Annotated in this window: 16 protein-coding genes; 5 read left to right on the top strand and 11 right to left on the bottom strand. The window is 45.6% G+C overall.

Annotated features, from left to right (window positions below; genetic code table 11):
* Positions 1–92: 92 nt before the first annotated feature.
* Positions 93–707, top strand: coding sequence for a uracil-DNA glycosylase family protein (locus ACKI5J_RS14240; protein WP_407430156.1), 615 nt, complete (start codon positions 93–95; stop codon positions 705–707).
* Position 708: 1 nt separating this feature from the next.
* On the opposite strand, the gene ACKI5J_RS14235 is transcribed toward ACKI5J_RS14240, so the two are convergent.
* The 7 genes from ACKI5J_RS14235 to ACKI5J_RS14205 all read right to left on the bottom strand — a co-directional run bounded on the left by ACKI5J_RS14235 (position 709) and on the right by ACKI5J_RS14205 (position 10,181).
* Complete coding sequence (locus tag ACKI5J_RS14235; protein WP_407430155.1) at positions 709–1,548, bottom strand: SDR family oxidoreductase; 840 nt, start codon at positions 1,546–1,548, stop codon at positions 709–711.
* A gap of 98 nt (positions 1,549–1,646) precedes the next feature.
* A complete protein-coding gene (locus ACKI5J_RS14230; RefSeq protein ID WP_407430154.1) occupies positions 1,647–2,558 on the bottom strand; it encodes a helix-turn-helix domain-containing protein in 912 nt (303 codons plus the stop codon).
* A gap of 83 nt (positions 2,559–2,641) precedes the next feature.
* A complete protein-coding gene (locus ACKI5J_RS14225; protein WP_407430153.1) occupies positions 2,642–5,260 on the bottom strand; it encodes an outer membrane beta-barrel family protein in 2,619 nt (872 codons plus the stop codon).
* A gap of 75 nt (positions 5,261–5,335) precedes the next feature.
* Positions 5,336–7,018 carry a polysaccharide lyase gene (locus tag ACKI5J_RS14220; protein WP_407430152.1) on the bottom strand — a complete coding sequence of 561 codons (1,683 nt, stop codon included), beginning with the start codon at positions 7,016–7,018 and terminating at the stop codon, positions 5,336–5,338.
* Between the two features lie 117 nt (positions 7,019–7,135).
* Complete coding sequence (locus ACKI5J_RS14215; RefSeq protein WP_407430151.1) at positions 7,136–7,906, bottom strand: LytR/AlgR family response regulator transcription factor; 771 nt, start codon at positions 7,904–7,906, stop codon at positions 7,136–7,138.
* 5 nt (positions 7,907–7,911) lie between these two features.
* The gene (locus tag ACKI5J_RS14210; RefSeq protein ID WP_407430150.1) at positions 7,912–8,949 is read right to left on the bottom strand and encodes a sensor histidine kinase; all 1,038 of its coding nucleotides are present in this window, start codon (positions 8,947–8,949) and stop codon (positions 7,912–7,914) included.
* Positions 8,949–10,181: a hypothetical protein gene (locus ACKI5J_RS14205; RefSeq protein WP_407430149.1), complete on the bottom strand. Its 1,233-nt coding sequence runs from the start codon at positions 10,179–10,181 to the stop codon at positions 8,949–8,951. The genes ACKI5J_RS14210 and ACKI5J_RS14205 overlap by 1 nt, the downstream gene beginning before the upstream one ends.
* A 253-nt stretch (positions 10,182–10,434) precedes the next feature.
* Here ACKI5J_RS14205 and ACKI5J_RS14200 point away from each other — a divergent pair, with 253 nt between their 5' ends.
* Positions 10,435–10,965, top strand: coding sequence for a C40 family peptidase (locus tag ACKI5J_RS14200; RefSeq protein WP_407430148.1), 531 nt, complete (start codon positions 10,435–10,437; stop codon positions 10,963–10,965).
* Here ACKI5J_RS14200 and ACKI5J_RS14195 read toward each other — a convergent pair.
* The gene (locus ACKI5J_RS14195; RefSeq protein WP_407430147.1) at positions 10,937–11,461 is read right to left on the bottom strand and encodes a ClbS/DfsB family four-helix bundle protein; all 525 of its coding nucleotides are present in this window, start codon (positions 11,459–11,461) and stop codon (positions 10,937–10,939) included. The two genes, ACKI5J_RS14200 and ACKI5J_RS14195, sit on opposite strands and share 29 nt — an antisense overlap.
* A gap of 112 nt (positions 11,462–11,573) precedes the next feature.
* On the opposite strand from ACKI5J_RS14195, the gene ACKI5J_RS14190 reads away from it, so the two are divergent.
* Together ACKI5J_RS14190 and ACKI5J_RS14185 are read left to right on the top strand one after the other, a co-directional pair.
* On the top strand, positions 11,574–12,392 hold the full coding sequence (locus ACKI5J_RS14190; protein ID WP_407430146.1) for a hypothetical protein: 819 nt from the start codon (positions 11,574–11,576) through the stop codon (positions 12,390–12,392).
* A gap of 116 nt (positions 12,393–12,508) precedes the next feature.
* Entirely contained in the window at positions 12,509–13,675 is a 1,167-nt protein-coding gene (locus ACKI5J_RS14185) for an MFS transporter (RefSeq protein ID WP_407430145.1), read from the top strand.
* Positions 13,676–13,697: 22 nt separating this feature from the next.
* On the opposite strand, the gene ACKI5J_RS14180 is transcribed toward ACKI5J_RS14185, so the two are convergent.
* The 3 genes from ACKI5J_RS14180 to ACKI5J_RS14170 form a co-directional block, all read right to left on the bottom strand.
* The gene (locus tag ACKI5J_RS14180) at positions 13,698–14,594 is read right to left on the bottom strand and encodes a DUF6562 domain-containing protein (protein ID WP_407430144.1); all 897 of its coding nucleotides are present in this window, start codon (positions 14,592–14,594) and stop codon (positions 13,698–13,700) included.
* Between the two features lie 31 nt (positions 14,595–14,625).
* Positions 14,626–14,838 carry a hypothetical protein gene (locus tag ACKI5J_RS14175; RefSeq protein WP_407430143.1) on the bottom strand — a complete coding sequence of 71 codons (213 nt, stop codon included), beginning with the start codon at positions 14,836–14,838 and terminating at the stop codon, positions 14,626–14,628.
* A gap of 197 nt (positions 14,839–15,035) precedes the next feature.
* Positions 15,036–15,245 carry a hypothetical protein gene (locus ACKI5J_RS14170; protein ID WP_407430142.1) on the bottom strand — a complete coding sequence of 70 codons (210 nt, stop codon included), beginning with the start codon at positions 15,243–15,245 and terminating at the stop codon, positions 15,036–15,038.
* A gap of 205 nt (positions 15,246–15,450) precedes the next feature.
* On the opposite strand from ACKI5J_RS14170, the gene ACKI5J_RS14165 reads away from it, so the two are divergent.
* Positions 15,451–18,720: a SusC/RagA family TonB-linked outer membrane protein gene (locus ACKI5J_RS14165; protein ID WP_407430141.1), complete on the top strand. Its 3,270-nt coding sequence runs from the start codon at positions 15,451–15,453 to the stop codon at positions 18,718–18,720.
* Positions 18,721–18,744 lie beyond the last annotated feature (24 nt).

The raw sequence follows: 18,744 nt of genomic DNA, 5'->3' as shown, positions 1-18,744 counted from the left end.
AATAGGGTATAACGCCCATCTTATCAAACTGTTTAAAGCGTTGTCTAAAAGAAATTTCTTACATTCGGAACGCTGAAATTTCAGGAGATTGTATGGAAGAGCTGTTGAGAAATATTTTAGCCTGTACTTTTTGCAAAGACCATTTGCAGAACGGGGCCCGACCGGTCGTTCAGATTGGAAAGTCGTCTAAAGTAATCATCATCGGGCAGGCTCCGGGAAGGCGGGTTCACGAGACTGGTATCCCGTGGAATGACGCCAGTGGGAAGACTTTGAGACAATGGCTGAATGTGGATACGACAACCTTCTATAATCCCGACATGTTTTCCATCATGCCCATGGGTTTCTGCTATCCGGGTAAAGGGCAATCAGGTGACCTGCCACCAATGCCACAATGCGCAGGCTTATGGCATACAAAAATCCTCGAAACATTTACATCGATTCCCCTTATATTGCTCATTGGACAGTATGCCCAGCGCTATTATCTCAGAAGTAATTACAAAGGCAACCTTACAGATACGGTCCGCTCTTTTCGTGAATATAGTCCCAGCTTCTTTCCTTTACCCCATCCTTCGCCCCGGAACCAGAACTGGTTAAAGGTCAATCCCTGGTTTATGCAAGAGGTCATTCCGGAGCTAAGGGAAAAGTTGAAGTCGCTGGAAATAATAGATTTTCCGGAGGTCATGCCGATCATTCCTCCGGAAAAGTAAACTAAAACGCTGTTGTGGCAGCTAAATCGCGCCAGCTGCTCATGTTGGCCTCTATCAGCGCAATCTTCTGCTCAGCCAGTTCATACGCATCCTGTCCAAGGAAGAGGTGTAAGGGTGGATTCTCAGACTCTGCAATCCTGACGATTGTCGCTACTCCTTTTTCAGGATCATTAGGTTGATTGCCATTGATCTCGTTCTGATGCACTGCCTGCGATGTACGTACCTCGCGATATTCAGGAATCTCATGCTCCGGAACATTCAATGATCCGGCACTCAGAAAATTGGTTCGGAAATATCCTGGAAACACCACTGTGGCATGTATGCCGAATGCCTTGACCTCTGCAGCCAGGGATTCCGTAAAGCCGTGCACTGCGAACTTGGTTGCGCAATAAATCCCGAATCCGGGAAATAAGCCCGTAAATCCTCCAATTGATGATATGTTGAAAATATGACCACAGCCTTGGGCCCTCATGTACGGCAAGGCTTTGCGTATGACGTTGAGCGAGCCAAAAACATTGATGTCAAAGTTATCGCGGACTTCCTTATCACTGAGTTCTTCGATTGCACCGGTCAGTCCGTAGCCGGCATTATTGACAACAACATCGAGCCTTCCCAAAGTATTAAATGCTTTTTCGATGGCACTTTCTACACTGGTTTCAGACCTTATGTCAACCTCAAGCGGAAGAAACTGTCCGTCTGCTTCACCTAACTCCCCGATAAGATCATCAATCTTTCTTGATGTCGCGGCAACAGAGTATCCGTTTTTTAAAAGATTCTTTACCAATGTCAAACCCAGTCCTTTTGAAGCACCAGTTACAAACCATACTTTTTTTGTTTTCATTTCCTTTGTTTTTCTAAAGACAAAGGTAGATTACCTAACAACGGTCAGCTTGTGGGATTCAAACGTAATATTATCAGATTCAAACACATGCTGGGATCTTATGTCGTCCTGTATCGGGAAGGCGTCAGTTGTGTTTGCTTCTTGAAAAAATTGTTAAAATGGGAGGGTTCTTCAAAACCCAGGCAGTAGCTTATTTCAGAAATATTCCAGTTGGTGCGTTTTAGCAGTATTCTCGCTTCCGTAAGCATCCTCTCGGCAATGATACTGGTTGTCGTTTTTCCTGTGGTTTCCTTCACTGCCCTGTTCAGGTGATTCACATGTATGGCAAGCTGATTAGCGAAATCTTTAGCTGATCGCATATTAAACCGCGCAGAGGGACTCTCAATCGGAAACTGGCGCTCGAGCAACTCGGTGAAAACAGCCGTAATTCTCGACTTTGCATTGGGATGTTCATAAACGCTCTCAGAAGGTGTTGATTTTAGTGCAACATGCGTAAGCTCCGCAACGTAATTTCGGAGCAGATCGTATTTGAACACATAGTCACTTTTTATTTCTTCCAGCATTTTATGAAAGATGCCACTCACTTGCTCATCTTGTCGCTCATCCAGACGGTAAGCCGGTCTACCACCGCAAGCGTACATAGGCAAGTCCGTCAGCCCCCCAGCAACCTTACCTGTAAAAAAAGATTTAGAAAAAATACAGAAGAACCCGGTAGCCTCGTTGCACAGCGGTTCCCATGTGTAAGGTACGCTCGGATTGAAAAACATCAGAGTAGGTCCGTCAATTTCAAGGCTTTTTTCCGCATAATGATATCTGTTCCGCCCGCGGATCAGACTGATCTTATAGAAATCCCGGCGACTGTAAGTCACTGGCTTCAGAACGCAGTCCTCCAGCCGGAAAACATTGAAGTGATCCGTTTTTTCACCTATATCCAATGGCAATTCCTTGAACTTTTGCTGGTAAAAGTCCTCCAGGCTCTCCGCTTTTCCGAGGGACAGGTTATGCTTCATCGTGTGCAAAGATAATTGGAATCACCGTTGAGGTATTACCTCAAACAAGTAATTTATTGTAAAATTCAAACCGTCTCCGGTATTTAGCCGCCGAAATGCTGAATGCGGTATTGAAAAGTGAGCATGAAATAGCGCGCCAGGCGGTTCGTTTGGGAGTCTACGATCACGTTGTCAAATACATCCCGCGAGATACCGGTATTCTGGTCGAGCAGGTCATAGCCCTGAAAGCGAATATTTCCTCTGTTTTGTTTCAGGAACCGGTATTCCAGAAATAAGTTCAGCAGCGTGGGGTTAGTATTGTTCGCGTTAAAACCAGTGTTCACGGTCTTCGAGAAATCATAACCCAGTGTAAGATCCTTCCTGAAATATGTTCTTCCCGACAGGCCAACACGATAAGTCTTTGTATAGCGGTCAGATAGAGATCCCGCACTGTATTGTGTCTGGTTATATGAAAATGAAGTACTCAGTTCCGCGTTTGTCTTATCCTTGATATCGAGCCTGAATCTAAGTCCCTGATTGATATTCAGGTTCTTACCTGTAATCCGGTCATTGTTGGTGAAAGCGATGTTATTACTAAAATTCGATCCGCCCGAATAAGTGATGGTATATTGTCTCTCCGAGAAAGGAAGAGAAAACGAATAGTTCGCCCGGGCATTGTAAAATCCATCCGTATTGATATACGAAGAGACCTGTTTAATGCTGTCGGGGATGATCACCTTAGTGGTAACAATCTTATCATTGGTTTGACTTATGTCAACCCTGGCGTCCATCACATAGCCACTTTTCCAGTCATTTTGTTTGTATTCCAGCCCCAGGTTGTTAGTAAATTCCGGCTTAAGATCGGGATTTCCGCTAACGACATTCTGGATATTTGAATTATCAGTAATGGGCTGCAGCTGCGTAAACCCTGGCTGGTTGCTTCTTCCGTAATAGCGAAAAGTAAACGATTGCTCCTTCGAGAACTTATACATCATTCTCGCACTAGGTATCCAGTTAAGCGTCTCTTTTCTGGTTTCAATGCCCCTGCTGAGATCCTGACCCTTTAATATAGAGGGCATCACCGATATTCCGGCGAAATAATTAAGCTTCGGTGCGATGTACCGATAGGTTAGTCCCGCGCGGTTTGTAACGAACTGATAATTATAGTTATTGCTAAGGTTGGTATTCAAGGTCTCTTCCTCTGTTAAAGGGTTGATGTCGCGCGTGTCCCTTATGGTTTTAGTCGATGTCCTGTTCCATTGATAATTAAACTCCAGCATCCCTTTCTCACTTAGCGGCTCAATATAGGCCACTCGTAAACGGGTGTTTGTGTTACGGTTATCATTTTCGCGATACTGATACTGCTGTTCAATAGAACTGTTATTCAATGAATCGGTGTTTGTATAGTCATTTCGTATATCCGAAAGATTGTCACCGGCGGTGGTGTTAACCACGGCACTGGCACTCAGATTACGACCTTTCCTTCTAAATTTATGGTGGTAATATAGTTCGTTGTCGGAGCTGAAAGAAGAAGAGGAGGCCGTTGAGATACGCTCACGTATCGAATTAGCCGAGAGTAATTCCGTCAGCGTAGATCCGGTACTCCGTGTGTTTCCTGTATCATAAGATAACCGCGGTTTGAATTTAAAATAATTCACGCTGTCCGGCCTGAATTCCAGATTCCATGACAAGCCATGCTCAGTGGTCTTGTTGTTGTTTTCGCTGCGGTCATTTTCATAGCGCGTGTAACTGTCGAAGGCACTCTCGGTGATTGTTCTCTCCAGCGAGCTGTTATCGTTTCTCTGAAATCTGTAGCTTCCATAGCTTTCTATTTTCTTCCCCCAATTATCGCGATAATGAATTCTGGCAGATGTACGGTCTGTGGTTCCTTTTGAACGGTTGGAAATATTGTTGTTTGTTGCATCAAAGGAGATCTGCTGATCGCCATTAAAGCGATTTGCCCTGGCACGCCCAACATAGCGATCCGTCGAACCAAGTCCTCCCTCCGCGCGTCCAAAATAGCCAACCTTCTTGTCTTCCCTTGTATTGATATTCAGAATCTTTTGTGGTTCACCACTCTTTATTCCGCTCAAGTTCGCCTCTTCTCCATAATCGTCTACCAGCTGAATATTCTTTACGATATCTGCGGGCAGATTTTGCAGGGCCGCCGCGGCCTCATCACCAAAAAAATCCTTGCCGTTAAGACGGATCTTCGTAACAGGTTCACCCTGAGCCTTTACGTTCCCTTCGTTATCTACTTCCATGCCAGGAAGGCGCTTCACCATCTCATCGACCGCATCACCTTCTCTTACCGGATAGGCCCTCGCATCATACTGAACAGTGTCTTCCTTGATCACGACCGGTGTGACGATATTGATCACCACCTCGTTCAACTGATTATTAGCATCCTTCAACCGGATAGGAGCGAGGGTCACAGATGCACTTTTCAGATCTGCAGTGTATTCCTTGCTGAACGTTTGAAAGCTAATAGAACTTACAGTGATACGAAACGACTGGGATTTTACTGCCGGAAAGCGAAAAATGCCTTCCAGGTTTGTAGCAGTTGAGAAGGTATCGAGACTTGAAACAAGCTTAACTGATGATCCAGGCAAGGTGATCCCGGCGGAGTCCTGTACAACACCTGTAATCAGGCGGCTTGATTGGGCGGCTGCATAGAAATGTGTCAGAGGAATTATGACAAAGAGGAAGAGGGCTTTTTTCATTAATTGGTTAGGTCAAAAGCAAATAACCAGTCGCTTTCGCGGCTGGTTATTCTATCATTGTATTAAACTAAAACTTTAAATTTTCATCGGCTTCACTTTTGCCACCTCTACGAGGCTGTTCAGGTAGGCTTCGATGTTGGTGTAACCGTCGTTGCGATATTTGGCAGCATCGCTTGCATCTTTGGGATTCAGGCCGTTCTGTTTTTCCCAGGCATCCGGAATGCCATCCTTGTCGGTATCCTGGTAAGGTTTACCTTTGTACTCCGGATAACCACCTACCTGGCTGATGTCGGTAATGATGCCACCTTTGTAAGAATCCTTCGGTAACCTGCGGTGTTTGAAATCCGTCTCAGGTAATTTTACATTCTTCAGCGCATTGATCTTCCCGGTTCTGACCTGCTCCACAACCCGTACATCTACCGGGTCGCGTTTAGGTAGCGTAGCGCCAGCGTTATCGAGCACATACTTGTAAGCTTCTTGTGTAGGAAGGATAGTGATTGGCGCCATCGGGAAAGGCTTTTCTACCTTCATCGCGGCAAAGTAAGGCTGTGATTGCTCGTACGACATCAGCTCGCCTTTTTTATCTTCTACCTGGATACCACCGTCCCAATTATTGTCGGTTACCTTTTTATTGCCTTCAATGATGTTACCCGTTACGTGAGCCCTTCCGAATACCACATATGGAAGCTTACTGCGGCCTGACTCCGGTTTAAGGATTCTGTAGCTGATAGGCTGATCGAGCGGGGTAAGTGGCCCCGGTTTATAGTAGTTGTTGATGATGTTATATAAAGCGGTATAGTCCCCACCGTCGGTTGAGCGGTGCACCCAGTTGAACATGACGTTATTGGCGAAATTAAAGATGCCGTTCCAGCCGATGGATGGATTCCGTGCTGCATTATTAGCCCAAAGGTTACGCATAAAAGTAGCGTTCTCTCCACCCAGGGTGCTACCGAAGGCATGATTCCAGGTATCCAGGGCTTCCGAGAAGATAGAGTTCTGGATGGTGAGGTTAACTGTCGCCAGTTTATCCTCTTTCTTGCCTGTGCTGTCATTATACATATGGCGGTACATCGACATGTTCTCATCCAGACCCCAGCTGGCCGACACGTGGTCGATCATGATATTCCCGATCGGGTTACCTCCGATGGCGTCATCCCTGCGACCTACGTAAGTCTCCCCGCGGCGAAAACGCATGAATCGGATCACTACATCGTGAGTGTTGATCCACACAGATTCTCCGGCTACACAAACACCGTCACCTGGAGCAGACTGTCCGGCTATAGTAATATAAGGAGCGCGGATGATCAGCGGTGTTTTGAGGCGGATAATTCCGGAAACATTAAAGACGATTGTACGCGCGCCACCTACCTCACAAGCTTCACGGAGGGTACCCGGACCGTTATCAGCCAGGCTGGTCACTACGATAACCTTACCTCCGCGACCACCGAAAGAATAAGCGCCTCCACCTTCCGCACCCGGGAAAGCAGGAATCTCCGCCTGTGGCAGATCAGTTGGTCTGCCCGCCCATGGAATATAAGGCTTACCTTCTTTAGCTTCTTTCTCAATAATCGGAAGTGCTTTTTGCCATGCTTCATCAGACTGCTTGCGCGCAGCCTCCATCATATCGTTGGTAGCTTTCTGTACGTCCTGTGGAATTTGGGGATATTGGGCGAAGCCCGGTGTGTTAATACTGAAAGCGGCTGCAATGGCCAATGCCAAGACTGCCTTTAATTTGGTGTTTTGTTTAGTCCTTTTCATTCAATAACAAGGCGTAATTTTCATAAAAAGACGATTTGGAAACCACAAAACAAACAGATTATCGACATAGCTGGATATTTTCATACCCGAACTGGAAAATACCAGGATGAAAAAGAACTACTGATCCAGCCAGATCTTAAACAGCGGTGTACGCTGGCTGCTAACAATCACCTCGTCTTCCAGCGGCGGGTGAAGGATGAGCTTCATTCTTCCTTTGAAGTAAGGGTGAATTTCGCGGGCCGCATCAATATGAATAATTAATTTTCGGTTAACATGAAAAAAGATTGCCGGATCAAGGAAATTGATCAACTCGTCCAAAGCATAATCGATAGGAAAGCTGCCTCCTTCTTTATTCACCAGCAGCGTTAGTTTGTTTTGAGAATGGAAATAAGCGATATCCTCGGTCTTGATCGCTTTGATCCGGTTGCCTATTTTTACCATAAATCGCGATTTATAGGAAGCTTCGCGTTTTTTGATAAGTCCCATTAAGTCATGTACCTGGGCGCTGATTGCCCTGCCTGTTTCCTGCGACCGGCTCAGCTCTTTCATCTTCTCCAGACTCTTCGCAAGTTTCGCTTGCTGGACAGGCTTCAGCAAATAATCAATACTATTCAGTTCGAAAGCCTTGAGAGCGTATTCATCATACGCTGTGCAAAAGATAACCGGACATTTAACCGGCACCTGCTCAAAAATTTCAAAACAGAGTCCGTCTGCTAAATGGATATCAAGCAGAATGAGATCAGGCAGCTTGTTCGACTTCAACCATTCTACTGTACTTTCTACTGAGTTCATCACATCAAGGATCGTGATCTCCCGGTCGTACTCCTGTAATAGGCTGATCAGTCTTTCTGCTGCGGGCTTCTCGTCTTCTATAATTAAAACGTCCATGTATCTTACTCTTCTATTTCCAGCAGGGGTAAACTTACTACAAAAAAAGAATCATCCTGATGGATTTTTAAATTCAAAGCCGATAGATATGCGTATCTTTTTCGAATACTTTCCAATCCCATTTTACCTCGTTTCACCCCTGATCCTGATCGTGGAGCATAGGAGTTGCGTACCGTTAGCCAGTTTTGGTCTTCAATAAAAACCTCCACATGCAATGGGCTTTCTGTGGAAAGCTTGTTATGCTTCAATGCATTTTCAATCAGTAACTGAACAGAGAGAGGAGGAATAAAAAATGAGTCGACAAGCCCCGCAGGTACGTTGATTTCAATTCGCAACTGGTTCTCAAATCGCTTTTTCAGAAGATACACATAAGCATCAACAAAGCCCAGCTCCTCACTCACCGGAACGAGCTCTTCTTTGTTGAATTCCAGCACGTACCGGTATACATCGGCAAACTTATCCAGAAAATGTTGTGCGGTACGCGGATCCTTCTCTATCAATGACGAAAGCACATTCAGATTATTGAACAAAAAGTGCGGATCCAGCTGCATTCTCAGAGAATTTAGTTGAGTCCGGAGGTTTTCTTCCTGCAGCTTGTTCGACTGAACGTGAGCTTTTTTCCATTGCTGCATGAAATACACGCTAAAGTTAACAAGCAGCACCGGAATAAGAAAAAGCAGTCCGTATACATTTAAAACCACAAATTGTGATAAGTCAGGCGGAGTGAGTGTGGTTTGAATCTTAAAAAGGTAGTAAGACCCATTGATGCACAATAGTGAATAAACGCAACTGATCAGAAGTTGTAAAAAGAAGCGCTTAGAAGGGTGGGAAAGCCATGAAATCCGTGAATTCAGAAAATCGAAGATCCACTTGTTCCCGTACCAAAGCAGGACCACCACGGTGAAAATCCACATAATGGCGGCGAGATATATCAGCTGGACGTCCGATTGGTACAGGTTATAGCAGCTCCAAACGAGCAATAATACCACCGTTGCCAATAACCACAGTGCTATATTGCTTTTCTGCCCGGATGCCTTCTTCATTATCTGAATTGTACTTTGTTTACCTCTTCCCAGGGAAGATACTGATACTTTGAGTTCTTTAACCATATAATGAGTCCCCAATTGAGCGCGGAAACGTCATTCTCGTTATTTAGGGTCAAAGATCGCTGATCTTTCAGAATAACGGTTGATTGTTTTTCATTCTGCGGTGTAATAGCAGAAATATGGCTGAAAGGAATTTTATAGTAAATACGGTTGCTCGTTCCTTCAAGCATCTCAAAATTCCATTCTTCATCCATGTCAAAAGTACAGTTACCCTTTAAAATGCGGTTTTCTGACCCGAATGCCTGCGCATAGATTCTTCTTGGTTTGACGAAAGAATTATAAGTCACGGGTTGGCCCTGTTGCTGATGGAAAATGACCGATTTAAATGCCGACCATGGTACCACTACCTGACCGTTCTCCGGATGGGTAACAATGATTCCGCGATTTGAGTTACTAACATCCCGGGTGCTTTTCAAAAAGACCTGTTTTCCCGAATGAAGTGTGATAACAGCTCCCTGATCTTTTTTGGAAATCCTTTTGATTTGATTGAAGCTCACCCCGATCATCCGGTCAGCGCTTTTTCCGTAGATGGCAGCTGATGCAGCAAACGTCGACTTATCCCATTTGATTAAACCGCTAACAGGTCCATTCACCGTGTATACGGTGCCATACAACGGTTTGCCTTTCCACGGAAGATTACTTTCACCTGTTTCCCTGAAGTTAATTCTGCTGATGTCTTTCCATGCAACTTTTTGGGCCTTTGTGCTGTACACCAGAATATCTTTGCCCAGATCGCCGATTCCCGGACCACCGCTGACGCGTATCTTCGTGCCGCTTTTATAGAAAATCTGAGCGTTTTGGGCGCCTGTAACATGTATGGAAACCATATCGCCAAACCGGCATAACGTCTCCTGGCGCCTTTGCGGTAGTTTATCCTTCCATAGGTTCATAAATTCCCAGTTTATACCGTCGGTATTGTCCCTGCTGCCGGGAAGCTTGTCCAGCTGATACTTTTTTAGATATTTCAATGCCAGAGGATCGGTTTTAGAGACCTGCAGAACGTCTGTCCAGAAGATCTGGCCACTGCTCCATCGGATTACTCCAGTGACTGTTGTCTTGTTTTTCAATACCACATCGGCATAGATATAGCTTGCCTCTTGCGCATGCACAGAAAGCGGGCAGACATACCAGGTGATTAAAAAAACAAACAGCTTGAAGTGAATATTCATGGGCTCACTTAATTGGAAAGTCGAAATGTATTACTTTGTTCGTTCTCAGTCAACACTTATAGAATGAAAAGAGATATTGCAACTCCGAACCGGGATATAAGTGGGCTGAGATCTTAGCCTGCGTTTAGGCGATACTTAAAACTGAACTCCACTATAGCGTTTGTGCACACGTTGAGCGATATATTCGATCAGGTTGTCTAGCAGCGTTGTACGCTATATGCAATTTGCTATCTTTGCGGCTTCGCGATTTACTATGAAGAGATTTTTGATGCTGGCTTTGCTTTTGAGCGCGCCACCACTATTACATGTACAAAGTTCTGCAACGGCCAATCCGGCCAGTACCATCAGTCCCGTTGAAAAGATTTCAGATGCTGCTCTTTTGCAAACAAAAATAATTGAATTCGCACGTTCGCTGACTGGCATTCGATATAAATACGCATCTGCCAATCCCAAAACCGGCTTTGACTGCTCGGGCTTTATACATTATGTTTTCAGGAACTTTCAGATTGCTGTACCACGCAGTTCAGCTGCATTTGCAAAAGCGGGAACGACGGTCGATCTTAAAAACGCTGGCCCCGGCGACCTGATTTTGTTCACTGGCACAAATCCTAAAATCAGAAATATCGGACATATCGGTATGGTGGTGTCCGACCCCGGCGAACCACTTCGTTTCATACATTCCACATCAGGAAAAGCGTATGGCGTTACAGAGTCAGCGCTGAACGAAAAATATAGAAAAAGATACATGAAGGTGGTCAGGATAATTGCTCCTGCTGAGTCCTGACCTTTTTCCATTTGCGGATCCTTGTAGTTGCGTTAGCGTAAGGAGAAGAGCTGTTAAATTGAATCATTCTTCCAAGTGGCCATTGGTTATACCAGGACTCGCCATACAATTGCTCATTCGTTTTGCTCTCGATAAGGAGGAGAAGGTCTTCGACGGTTGTATCAAGCTTCTTGCAGAGGCTGAGATAGTCATCTGCTTCATAGTCAGCATAGAATTTCTGAGCAAGCAGACCTAGCTGATTCCATTTATACCCCGTTTCAGGCAAGTTCAGCGTTTCTCCCTGGTCTCTTTTGCTGACCCATTTTAAAACGAGCTGACCCCAACCATGCAGATACGCCAGTAGGTTATTCAGGCTCATCTTCGTCCCCTTAACATGTCCGTCAAGTTCCCGCAAGTCGCTTACTGCCAGGAGATCGGGTTGAAGTTCGGCTCTGAGTTTTAAATAGCTGCTTCTAACGGTATCCTGCAGCGAATCTTTATCATGAGGTATTGCCATGTTATCATGAAACGCTATTTTTAATCCACAGGTTTCGTAAACTTAAATAAATTGTATCGAAACGATAAAAAATCTGCTGCAAATCATATTTTTGAATAAGGCAAATACATCTATGAAAACAAAGATCATCGCAGGATTTGGCGTCCTGCTTCTCAGCCATGTATCCACCCAGGCGCAGGTATGGAAAAAAATGCAGCGAACGCTGGAAGAAAAGGCAAATAAAAAGATAGAGGAAGTGCTTGACGGAAAGAGCTCAAACGCTGTAAATCAGAAAACAGACGGGTCCTCGCATCAAAATGCGCCCAAAGTGGACGAAGTTTATGGGTTCACTCCCGGTGGCACGGTCTTATTTGAATCCGATTTCAAAACTGATGTTGCGGGCAGAATGGCAAAGAAGTGGAAATCAAGTGGATCCGGAAGCATCGTATCCATTCCCGATATTCCTGGTAAATGGCTGGCTCTGTCAGAAAAGTCTACTTACAAAATCGACAGTTTGTTAAATACTCCCGCTGCGTTTACGATCGAATTCGACCTGATTACAAGAAGTGCAGAAGCCGCTGATATCGGTAGTATGTCTTTTGGATTCGCCAGGGACAACGGGGCTAAAAACCACCTGACGGATGCTTACAACGGAAATGCTATTACCAACACCCAGCTGCATTTCCATAACAAGGAAATAACCAGCTCGAGCAGTGATACCCAAGTTTACAACAGCGTAAAGTATCCCTTTGCTAACTATTCCAATAGCCTGATACATGTGGCAATTGAAGTAGAGGCTGAGAGCATGCGTGTATATATTAACAAATCTAAGGTTCTGGACACGAAGATGTTTAAGGCGAATGTGCCAAAGTTCTTCTATCTGACTGCTCCGTTTTCTTATGATCAGGAGTCGAAAGTATACTTTGGAAATTTTGTTATGGCGCAAAAATAATGGTACCAGAACTTCCTGGGGCATCAAAGATGATATTGTATTAACATAAGCCAGGACTTATTTGCAGTTCAGAAAAGTATCTTTGCCGCTCGAAAGATTAGGGCGGCTAAGATATTATGAAAAGAAAGTTATTTCCCCTTGCCTTAGGTGGGCTTGGGATAGGCACTACAGAGTTTGTCATGATGGGCTTGCTGCCTGACGTAGCAAGAGATTTCAGCATCTCCATACCTCAGGCGGGGCATATGATTTCGGCTTACGCCTTAGGTGTGATGATCGGGGCGCCTTTGCTTGTTGCAGGTACCAGCAGAATGGCTCCCAAGACAATTCTCGTCGGTCTCATGCTGCTGTTTACGGTATTTAACACACTCTCTGCTTTTGCCCCTAACGATACGATACTGCTCATTTCGCGTTTTATGTCCGGATTACCTCATGGAGCGTTTTTCGGCGTAGGATCTGTTGTGGCTAGCCGGCTGGCAGACAAAGGAAAGCAGGCGCAAGCCATTTCGCTGATGTTTAGCGGGCTCACGATTGCTAACTTGCTCACTGTACCACTGGGTACTTATATCGGTCATACCTATTCGTGGAGGTTTACATTCGGGGGAATTGGGTTGATCGGGTTAATCACGATGTGTGCGGTCTACCTTGCGTTGCCAGCCCTTGCGGGATCTAAAACCAGTAATATACGGTCTGAGTTGAAAGTCTTTTCGCGCCTGGATCCCTGGCTGATCTTTTTGATCACTGCTATCGGAACGGGCGGTTTGTTCTGTTGGATCAGTTATATAGCACCCCTGATGACGGAAGTTTCCGGCTTTTCGGAGTCAACGGTTCCCTATATTCTGATGGTTGCGGGTCTTGGTATGTTCGTTGGAAATCTGGTCGGTGGTAAGCTGGCAGACAGATTGAAGCCGCTGACGGCCTGCGTCGTCTTGTTATTGGCTATGTCGGTTACCCTGGCCCTTATATTCTTTTTTTCCCAGAGTCAGGTGATGTCACTGGTGCTGACATTTATCGCGGGAAGCTGCTCACTGGCGATTGCTTCTCCAATCCAGATGCTGATGATCCAATCATCGAAAGGGGCCGAAATGCTGGGTGCATCAATGACGCAAGCAGCATTTAACATGGGAAACGCCCTCGGTGCATTCCTTGGGGGCTTGCCTATCGCGGCAGGTTTAGGTTATACATCGCCGGAGGCGGTAGGGGTTGGCATGGCGCTTACGGGGGCATTAATTGCTTGGGTGCTTATCATCCGTCGTAAACAAGTGGTAGCGGTTTCCCGACAGTAGACGTTTCATGAGTATAGAGAAGCTAATCGAATAGCTTTACCCTTACTGTAGTGGTCTTGTTCCTCTCGACTATGATGTTGTTTAAAGACTTTTGCGACAGAACATTGTTCGACCGGTCATAAGCGTTTACGGTTGCATTTACCAAAGTATTGTTTGACGATTTGGTGAAGACAAAGTTTTCGTAGCTCCAGTCTACGTAAACCTGTTTGGGGACGCTTATACCATTAACAATTTCAAATGACGTGATGTAGTTTTTCAGTATGGGCAGACTGATGTCTTTTCTTTGGGCGAGATTGTCGCTTCTCGGGTAGAATAAAGTATATCCGTTGATAAGCATCCCTATTCTTTCAACATTGGCTATCCGGTCATCTTCGATTACAATTTTGAATTTACCTCCTGGCCGTCTAAGTGGGATGTCGATATCGGCATCCTGGTCTTTAACTTCGAAGTCTTGCGAAGCATAGAACAGATCTGTTACCTCCCTTTGTATGGAATGTGCCAGGTAGGGCGAACCCTGGTCGTCTCCGAAATAAATCGGAGAGGAATTTCCGGTGCTCTTTTCCCGTCTGCCTAAAAATACGACCGTATATATTCCTGAAGGTAGGCTGACAACCGGGATCTTAAATGCCATAGCGGAATCATCTGCATCCATATTCAGGCTGGCAACCTTTATGCCGCTGGAGTTATACAGATAGTACTCCAGTTTTTCGAAATAATCTGAAAGCTTGTGCCCGGGCCGGGATTCAGAAGAAGGCACAACGCCCGAAACGGGAGGTTCAAGGATGTTCCGGTCGGATAGCATTATGTTGAATCTTACATCATGGAAGTCGTCGCTAAGCGGATCGTCTTTGGAGTTGTCTTTTTTGCATGATACCAATAGTAAAAACAGACTGAGGATGGAGAGTAGAATTCTTATCATATGGAGGTTCCTTCATAATCCATGCGTAATCCTAACGGTTTCCTCCAGTTCGTAATCCTGATCTTACCAGGAAATACGAGGCTACCAACACCGTCCAGATGATTTTTAACGGGGAGATATGTGCCGGTATTCGTTCATGCTCTGAGTGCCTTTCTTTTATAATATCCAGGTTCCTCTGGGGAAATTGATCGAAACGCTGTCCTGGTTGGAGCGAAACTTCCGGCTTTTTTAATTCAAGAGACATCACGGCAATTATTAGTTCTTAATGGTTAGTAGCTACTCTAAATTTACGGAGCGTCCACCGGATGTGCGCTACACAATTGCCGCCACAGAATTATACACTGATAATAAGGATAGGTCTTTGCCAGGAGTGGAAGAAAGCCGGGCTCACTTCCACTCCTTACTACCGGCTCACAATAGTCTGTTGAAGCAGACCAGTAACTACATCCCGGAGGTATCGACACCTGCTCCATCATCTGGAATGGTATCAGCCTGGGATGTCAGATCAAGAGCGCCTGTATCATTTTGAATAGAGTCATTTATAGAATCTATAGAATCGCTTGTTCTGTTCTCTGATTTATTAGAGCTACAGGCAGACGTTGCCAGTACGAATGCGAATGCGAGGAAGGTGTACTTTAATGTGCTTTTCATAGTTTGATCGTTTTTCAGTCTAACACCTTCATCGCTTAAAATGTTTAGCGCCTGCCGCTACTTAAGAGCTAAACTTCAAGCTCCTGACGGCTTCTATGGTAATCCTGACTTAACATTCACTTTATAAATGAAGCAGACATTTGCTGCATCAACCGGGAGCCGCAATTCGTGCTTCCGGTCAAAATAAGGTTTGTAAAGAAGTATAATGAAGAGCACTTTTCCACGTAAAAATCGAGTTAGCAAGGCTATCAGGCTGATTGCTTTTTCAGTGTTGGCGGCAAGCACACACAGTCTTCAGGCGGCAGGTTTCAGCATGTTTAATGAAGTGATCGTCACCGGGCAGCAAGAAAATGTTACCGTAAAAGGTAGGGTAATGGATGGAGACGATGGGTTATCTTTACCCGGTGTAACCATTACAGATCAGAGCCGGAGAGCGCTTGGTGCAACCGGAGCTAACGGTGAGTTCAATTTAAGAGTCCCTAAAGGAACCGAACTGTTTTTTAATATGATCGGGTACACCACAGCCAGGCATGTGGTAGCTGCAGAAAGGCAAAATCTCGTTATTAGCATGAGTTCAAGCAGTAATGCTTTAAACGAAGTGGTGGTAACCGCGCTGGGTATTGAACGCGAGGAAAAATCGCTGGGATACGGAATTACGAAGGTTGAGGGAGAGGACATTGCCGACGTACCTTCCAATAACTGGTCAGATGCTTTGAAAGGAAAGGTTCCCGGCTTAACACTTACACAAGGTGGTTCAGGGCCGTTTAACAGTACCCGTATCAATCTGCGAGGCGACCGTTCACTGAAACCCAATGGAAACGACGCATTGATCGTTATTGACGGCGTTCCCATGACTTCGGGGACAATTACTTCCGGCGTGAATGATGCCTACGGTGCGGTATCAGCTGGAGGTGACAACGATGTGCCTGTTGATTTTGGAAATGGTGTTTCGGATCTCAATCCTGATGATATTGAATCGGTAACTGTGCTCAAAGGTGCAGCGGCAGCAGCGCTGTATGGTAGTCGGGCTAACAATGGTGCCCTTATCATCACCACCAAATCCGGTAAGGCCAGGAAAGGCGGCCTGGGCATAACGTTTAATTCAAACTCCAGTTTCAATGATATCCTGCGCTGGCCTGATTATCAATATGAATATGGCCAGGGTAACAATAACAGAAATGCCGCAGGTGAGCTATACTACTCTTATGCCGCTTCAGAGGATGGTGTCAGTACAGGTGGTACATCCAGCGCCTGGGGACCGAAGTTTAACGGACAGTCTTACTTTCAATACGATCCGGAGACCGGCACTCAGGGACTTACCCGGACACCATGGGTTCCTTACGAGGACGGGAGCATAAAGGATTTTTGGCGAACAGGATCAACGTTCCAAAACTCACTATCCCTGGACGGGGGCAATGACAGGTTTACTGCCCGTGGATCGGTGACACATACCAAAAACGAGTGGATCATGCCCAATACCGGATTTGAAAGGCTGGCTGCATCCCTTAATTCCAGTATGAAGCTTTCAGATAAACTACAATTAAACGGAAAGTTTGCTTATACCAACAAATCAAGCGATAACGTACCTGGTACGGGTTATAATAATCAGAGCATAGCTTATTTCATGATTCTTCAGAACCCGAGTATCCCGGTTAAATGGTACGAGCCGAGATGGCAAAAAGGGCAGGAGCAACTTCAGCAGATCCACCCCTTCAGTTCTTACATTGAGAACCCATATCTGATAGCCCATGAAATGACTAACGGTATCAATAGTCATAACATAGACGGTAACCTGCAGGGGGTATATACTTTCAATGATAAATGGAATGTGATGTTCCGGTCGGGCTTGAGCAGCCGTCAGGACCAGAGAGAAATGAGAAGAACTTTCGATACAGCTAATTTTCCTCTTGGCTATTACAAGCAGCAAGACGTCAGCTTCTTCGAGTCAAACACGGACGCCATGCTGACCTTTAAAGATAAAATTGTCCCCAAGCTGAGCATCCAGGCCTCTTTGGGAGGAAACCTGATGAGCAGGAGCCTCAAGGAAAACAGCGGTATAGCCAGAGGTTTATTGCTGCCGGGGGTGTATAAGCTCTCGAATGCGCTTACCGTTCCGGTTGCGGAGAACGAACTTATTGAGAAAAAGGTGAACAGTACTTACGGACTGATGAACTTCGCGTGGGATGATAAGGTATTCCTGGATATTACAGGTCGCAATGACTGGTCGTCGACTTTGCCTGACGGAAACAACTCTTATTTCTACCCGTCTGTCAGTTCAAGTTATATATTAAGCGACATCTTTATGCTGCCCAGAGTAGTATCTTTTGCCAAACTCCGCTTATCGTGGGCACAGGTAGGCTCTGATACCGATCCTTACCAAACCCGTAAATATTACAATACCTCTGTGTTTCCTGGTTCGGCAGAAGCCCCCAGCGTGTTGCATAACGCAAACCTGAAGCCAGAGAAAACAGAGTCATGGGAAGGTGGCGCTAACTTCGCTTTATTCGATAACCGGATAGATGCAGATGTTAACCTTTATCAGACGACCACCAAGAACCAGGTGTTATCCGTTCCCCTTGATGTAACGACAGGCTTTAGCCAGGCCTGGATTAACGGAGGTGTCATCCGTAATCGCGGTGTGGAAGTGATGTTGAATGCAAGGCCCGTAGTGAGTAAGGATTTCGGGTGGACCTCTACCATCACTTGGTCCCGGAATCGTAATAAGGTGTTAGAACTAAGCGAGGATGTTGAAGGCTACCAGCAGATTATCGCATCCAGTGGTGCAGGGGCAGTGCAGACTATCGTGACAAAAGGAGGTTCAACGGGTGATCTTTGGGGATACGGTCTGGTTAGAAATGAAGAAGGACAGGTTATTTTTAACCAATCCACCGGTTTGGCTGTTCGCCCTGCTGAAAAAGTGAGGATCGGTAATGCCTATGCTGACTGGAAAGGCGGGTTCAATAATGAATTCAGATACAAAAACTGGAAGCTGAGCGCCCTGGTCGATGGGCAATACGGCGGAATCATCTACTCACAGACCCACCATAAACTAACGGAAACCGGTAAGCTGAGACACACATTGGTTGGCAGAGAAGAAGGCAAAGTTCTGGGTGAGGGAGTGGTGCTCCATGCAGATGGCAGCTACTCACCAAACACCACAAAGGTCAATATCAATACCTGGTACTCTGATTATTACCGTCGGGCTAACGTAGAAACGAACAGCTTCGATGCCTCTTATCTGAAGTTAAGAGAAGTGCGACTGGAGTTTAACCTTCCGAAAAATTTCTTAAGTAGGGCTAAGATTGCCGGTGCAAGTGTTGCCTTGTACGGAAGAGATCTGGCGGTTATATCTGACTTCCCGATCTTCGATCCGGAGACCGCTGCCTTCAACGGCTCGAGCATTATGCCGGGTGTTGAAATGGGCCAGATGCCTAGCACAAGAACCTTTGGATTGAATCTCAGACTTACGTTGTAGCAGCATCGCCGGGATAATTAATAT

Source organism: Arcticibacter sp., from assembly GCF_045629565.1.
Classification (GTDB): Bacteria; Bacteroidota; Bacteroidia; order Sphingobacteriales; family Sphingobacteriaceae; genus Arcticibacter.
Note: the sequence above shows the minus strand (reverse complement) of the source record. Positions and strands in the feature narration are given on the sequence as shown.

What these genes read in the sequence shown, in the direction of transcription:
- ACKI5J_RS14235 (WP_407430155.1), bottom strand. Translation starts at nt 1,548, where the DNA reads ATGAAAACAAAAAAAGTATGGTTTGTAACTGGTGCTTCAAAAGGACTG.
- ACKI5J_RS14180 (WP_407430144.1), bottom strand. Translation starts at nt 14,594, where the DNA reads ATGATAAGAATTCTACTCTCCATCCTCAGTCTGTTTTTACTATTGGTA.
- ACKI5J_RS14175 (WP_407430143.1), bottom strand. Translation starts at nt 14,838, where the DNA reads ATGTCTCTTGAATTAAAAAAGCCGGAAGTTTCGCTCCAACCAGGACAG.
- ACKI5J_RS14165 (WP_407430141.1), top strand. Translation starts at nt 15,451, where the DNA reads ATGAAGAGCACTTTTCCACGTAAAAATCGAGTTAGCAAGGCTATCAGG.
- ACKI5J_RS14215 (WP_407430151.1), bottom strand. Translation starts at nt 7,906, where the DNA reads ATGGACGTTTTAATTATAGAAGACGAGAAGCCCGCAGCAGAAAGACTG.
- ACKI5J_RS14190 (WP_407430146.1), top strand. Translation starts at nt 11,574, where the DNA reads ATGAAAACAAAGATCATCGCAGGATTTGGCGTCCTGCTTCTCAGCCAT.
- ACKI5J_RS14185 (WP_407430145.1), top strand. Translation starts at nt 12,509, where the DNA reads ATGAAAAGAAAGTTATTTCCCCTTGCCTTAGGTGGGCTTGGGATAGGC.
- ACKI5J_RS14225 (WP_407430153.1), bottom strand. Translation starts at nt 5,260, where the DNA reads ATGAAAAAAGCCCTCTTCCTCTTTGTCATAATTCCTCTGACACATTTC.
- ACKI5J_RS14170 (WP_407430142.1), bottom strand. Translation starts at nt 15,245, where the DNA reads ATGAAAAGCACATTAAAGTACACCTTCCTCGCATTCGCATTCGTACTG.
- ACKI5J_RS14230 (WP_407430154.1), bottom strand. Translation starts at nt 2,558, where the DNA reads ATGAAGCATAACCTGTCCCTCGGAAAAGCGGAGAGCCTGGAGGACTTT.
- ACKI5J_RS14195 (WP_407430147.1), bottom strand. Translation starts at nt 11,461, where the DNA reads ATGGCAATACCTCATGATAAAGATTCGCTGCAGGATACCGTTAGAAGC.
- ACKI5J_RS14200 (WP_407430148.1), top strand. Translation starts at nt 10,435, where the DNA reads ATGAAGAGATTTTTGATGCTGGCTTTGCTTTTGAGCGCGCCACCACTA.
- ACKI5J_RS14240 (WP_407430156.1), top strand. Translation starts at nt 93, where the DNA reads ATGGAAGAGCTGTTGAGAAATATTTTAGCCTGTACTTTTTGCAAAGAC.
- ACKI5J_RS14220 (WP_407430152.1), bottom strand. Translation starts at nt 7,018, where the DNA reads ATGAAAAGGACTAAACAAAACACCAAATTAAAGGCAGTCTTGGCATTG.
- ACKI5J_RS14210 (WP_407430150.1), bottom strand. Translation starts at nt 8,949, where the DNA reads ATGAAGAAGGCATCCGGGCAGAAAAGCAATATAGCACTGTGGTTATTG.
- ACKI5J_RS14205 (WP_407430149.1), bottom strand. Translation starts at nt 10,181, where the DNA reads ATGAATATTCACTTCAAGCTGTTTGTTTTTTTAATCACCTGGTATGTC.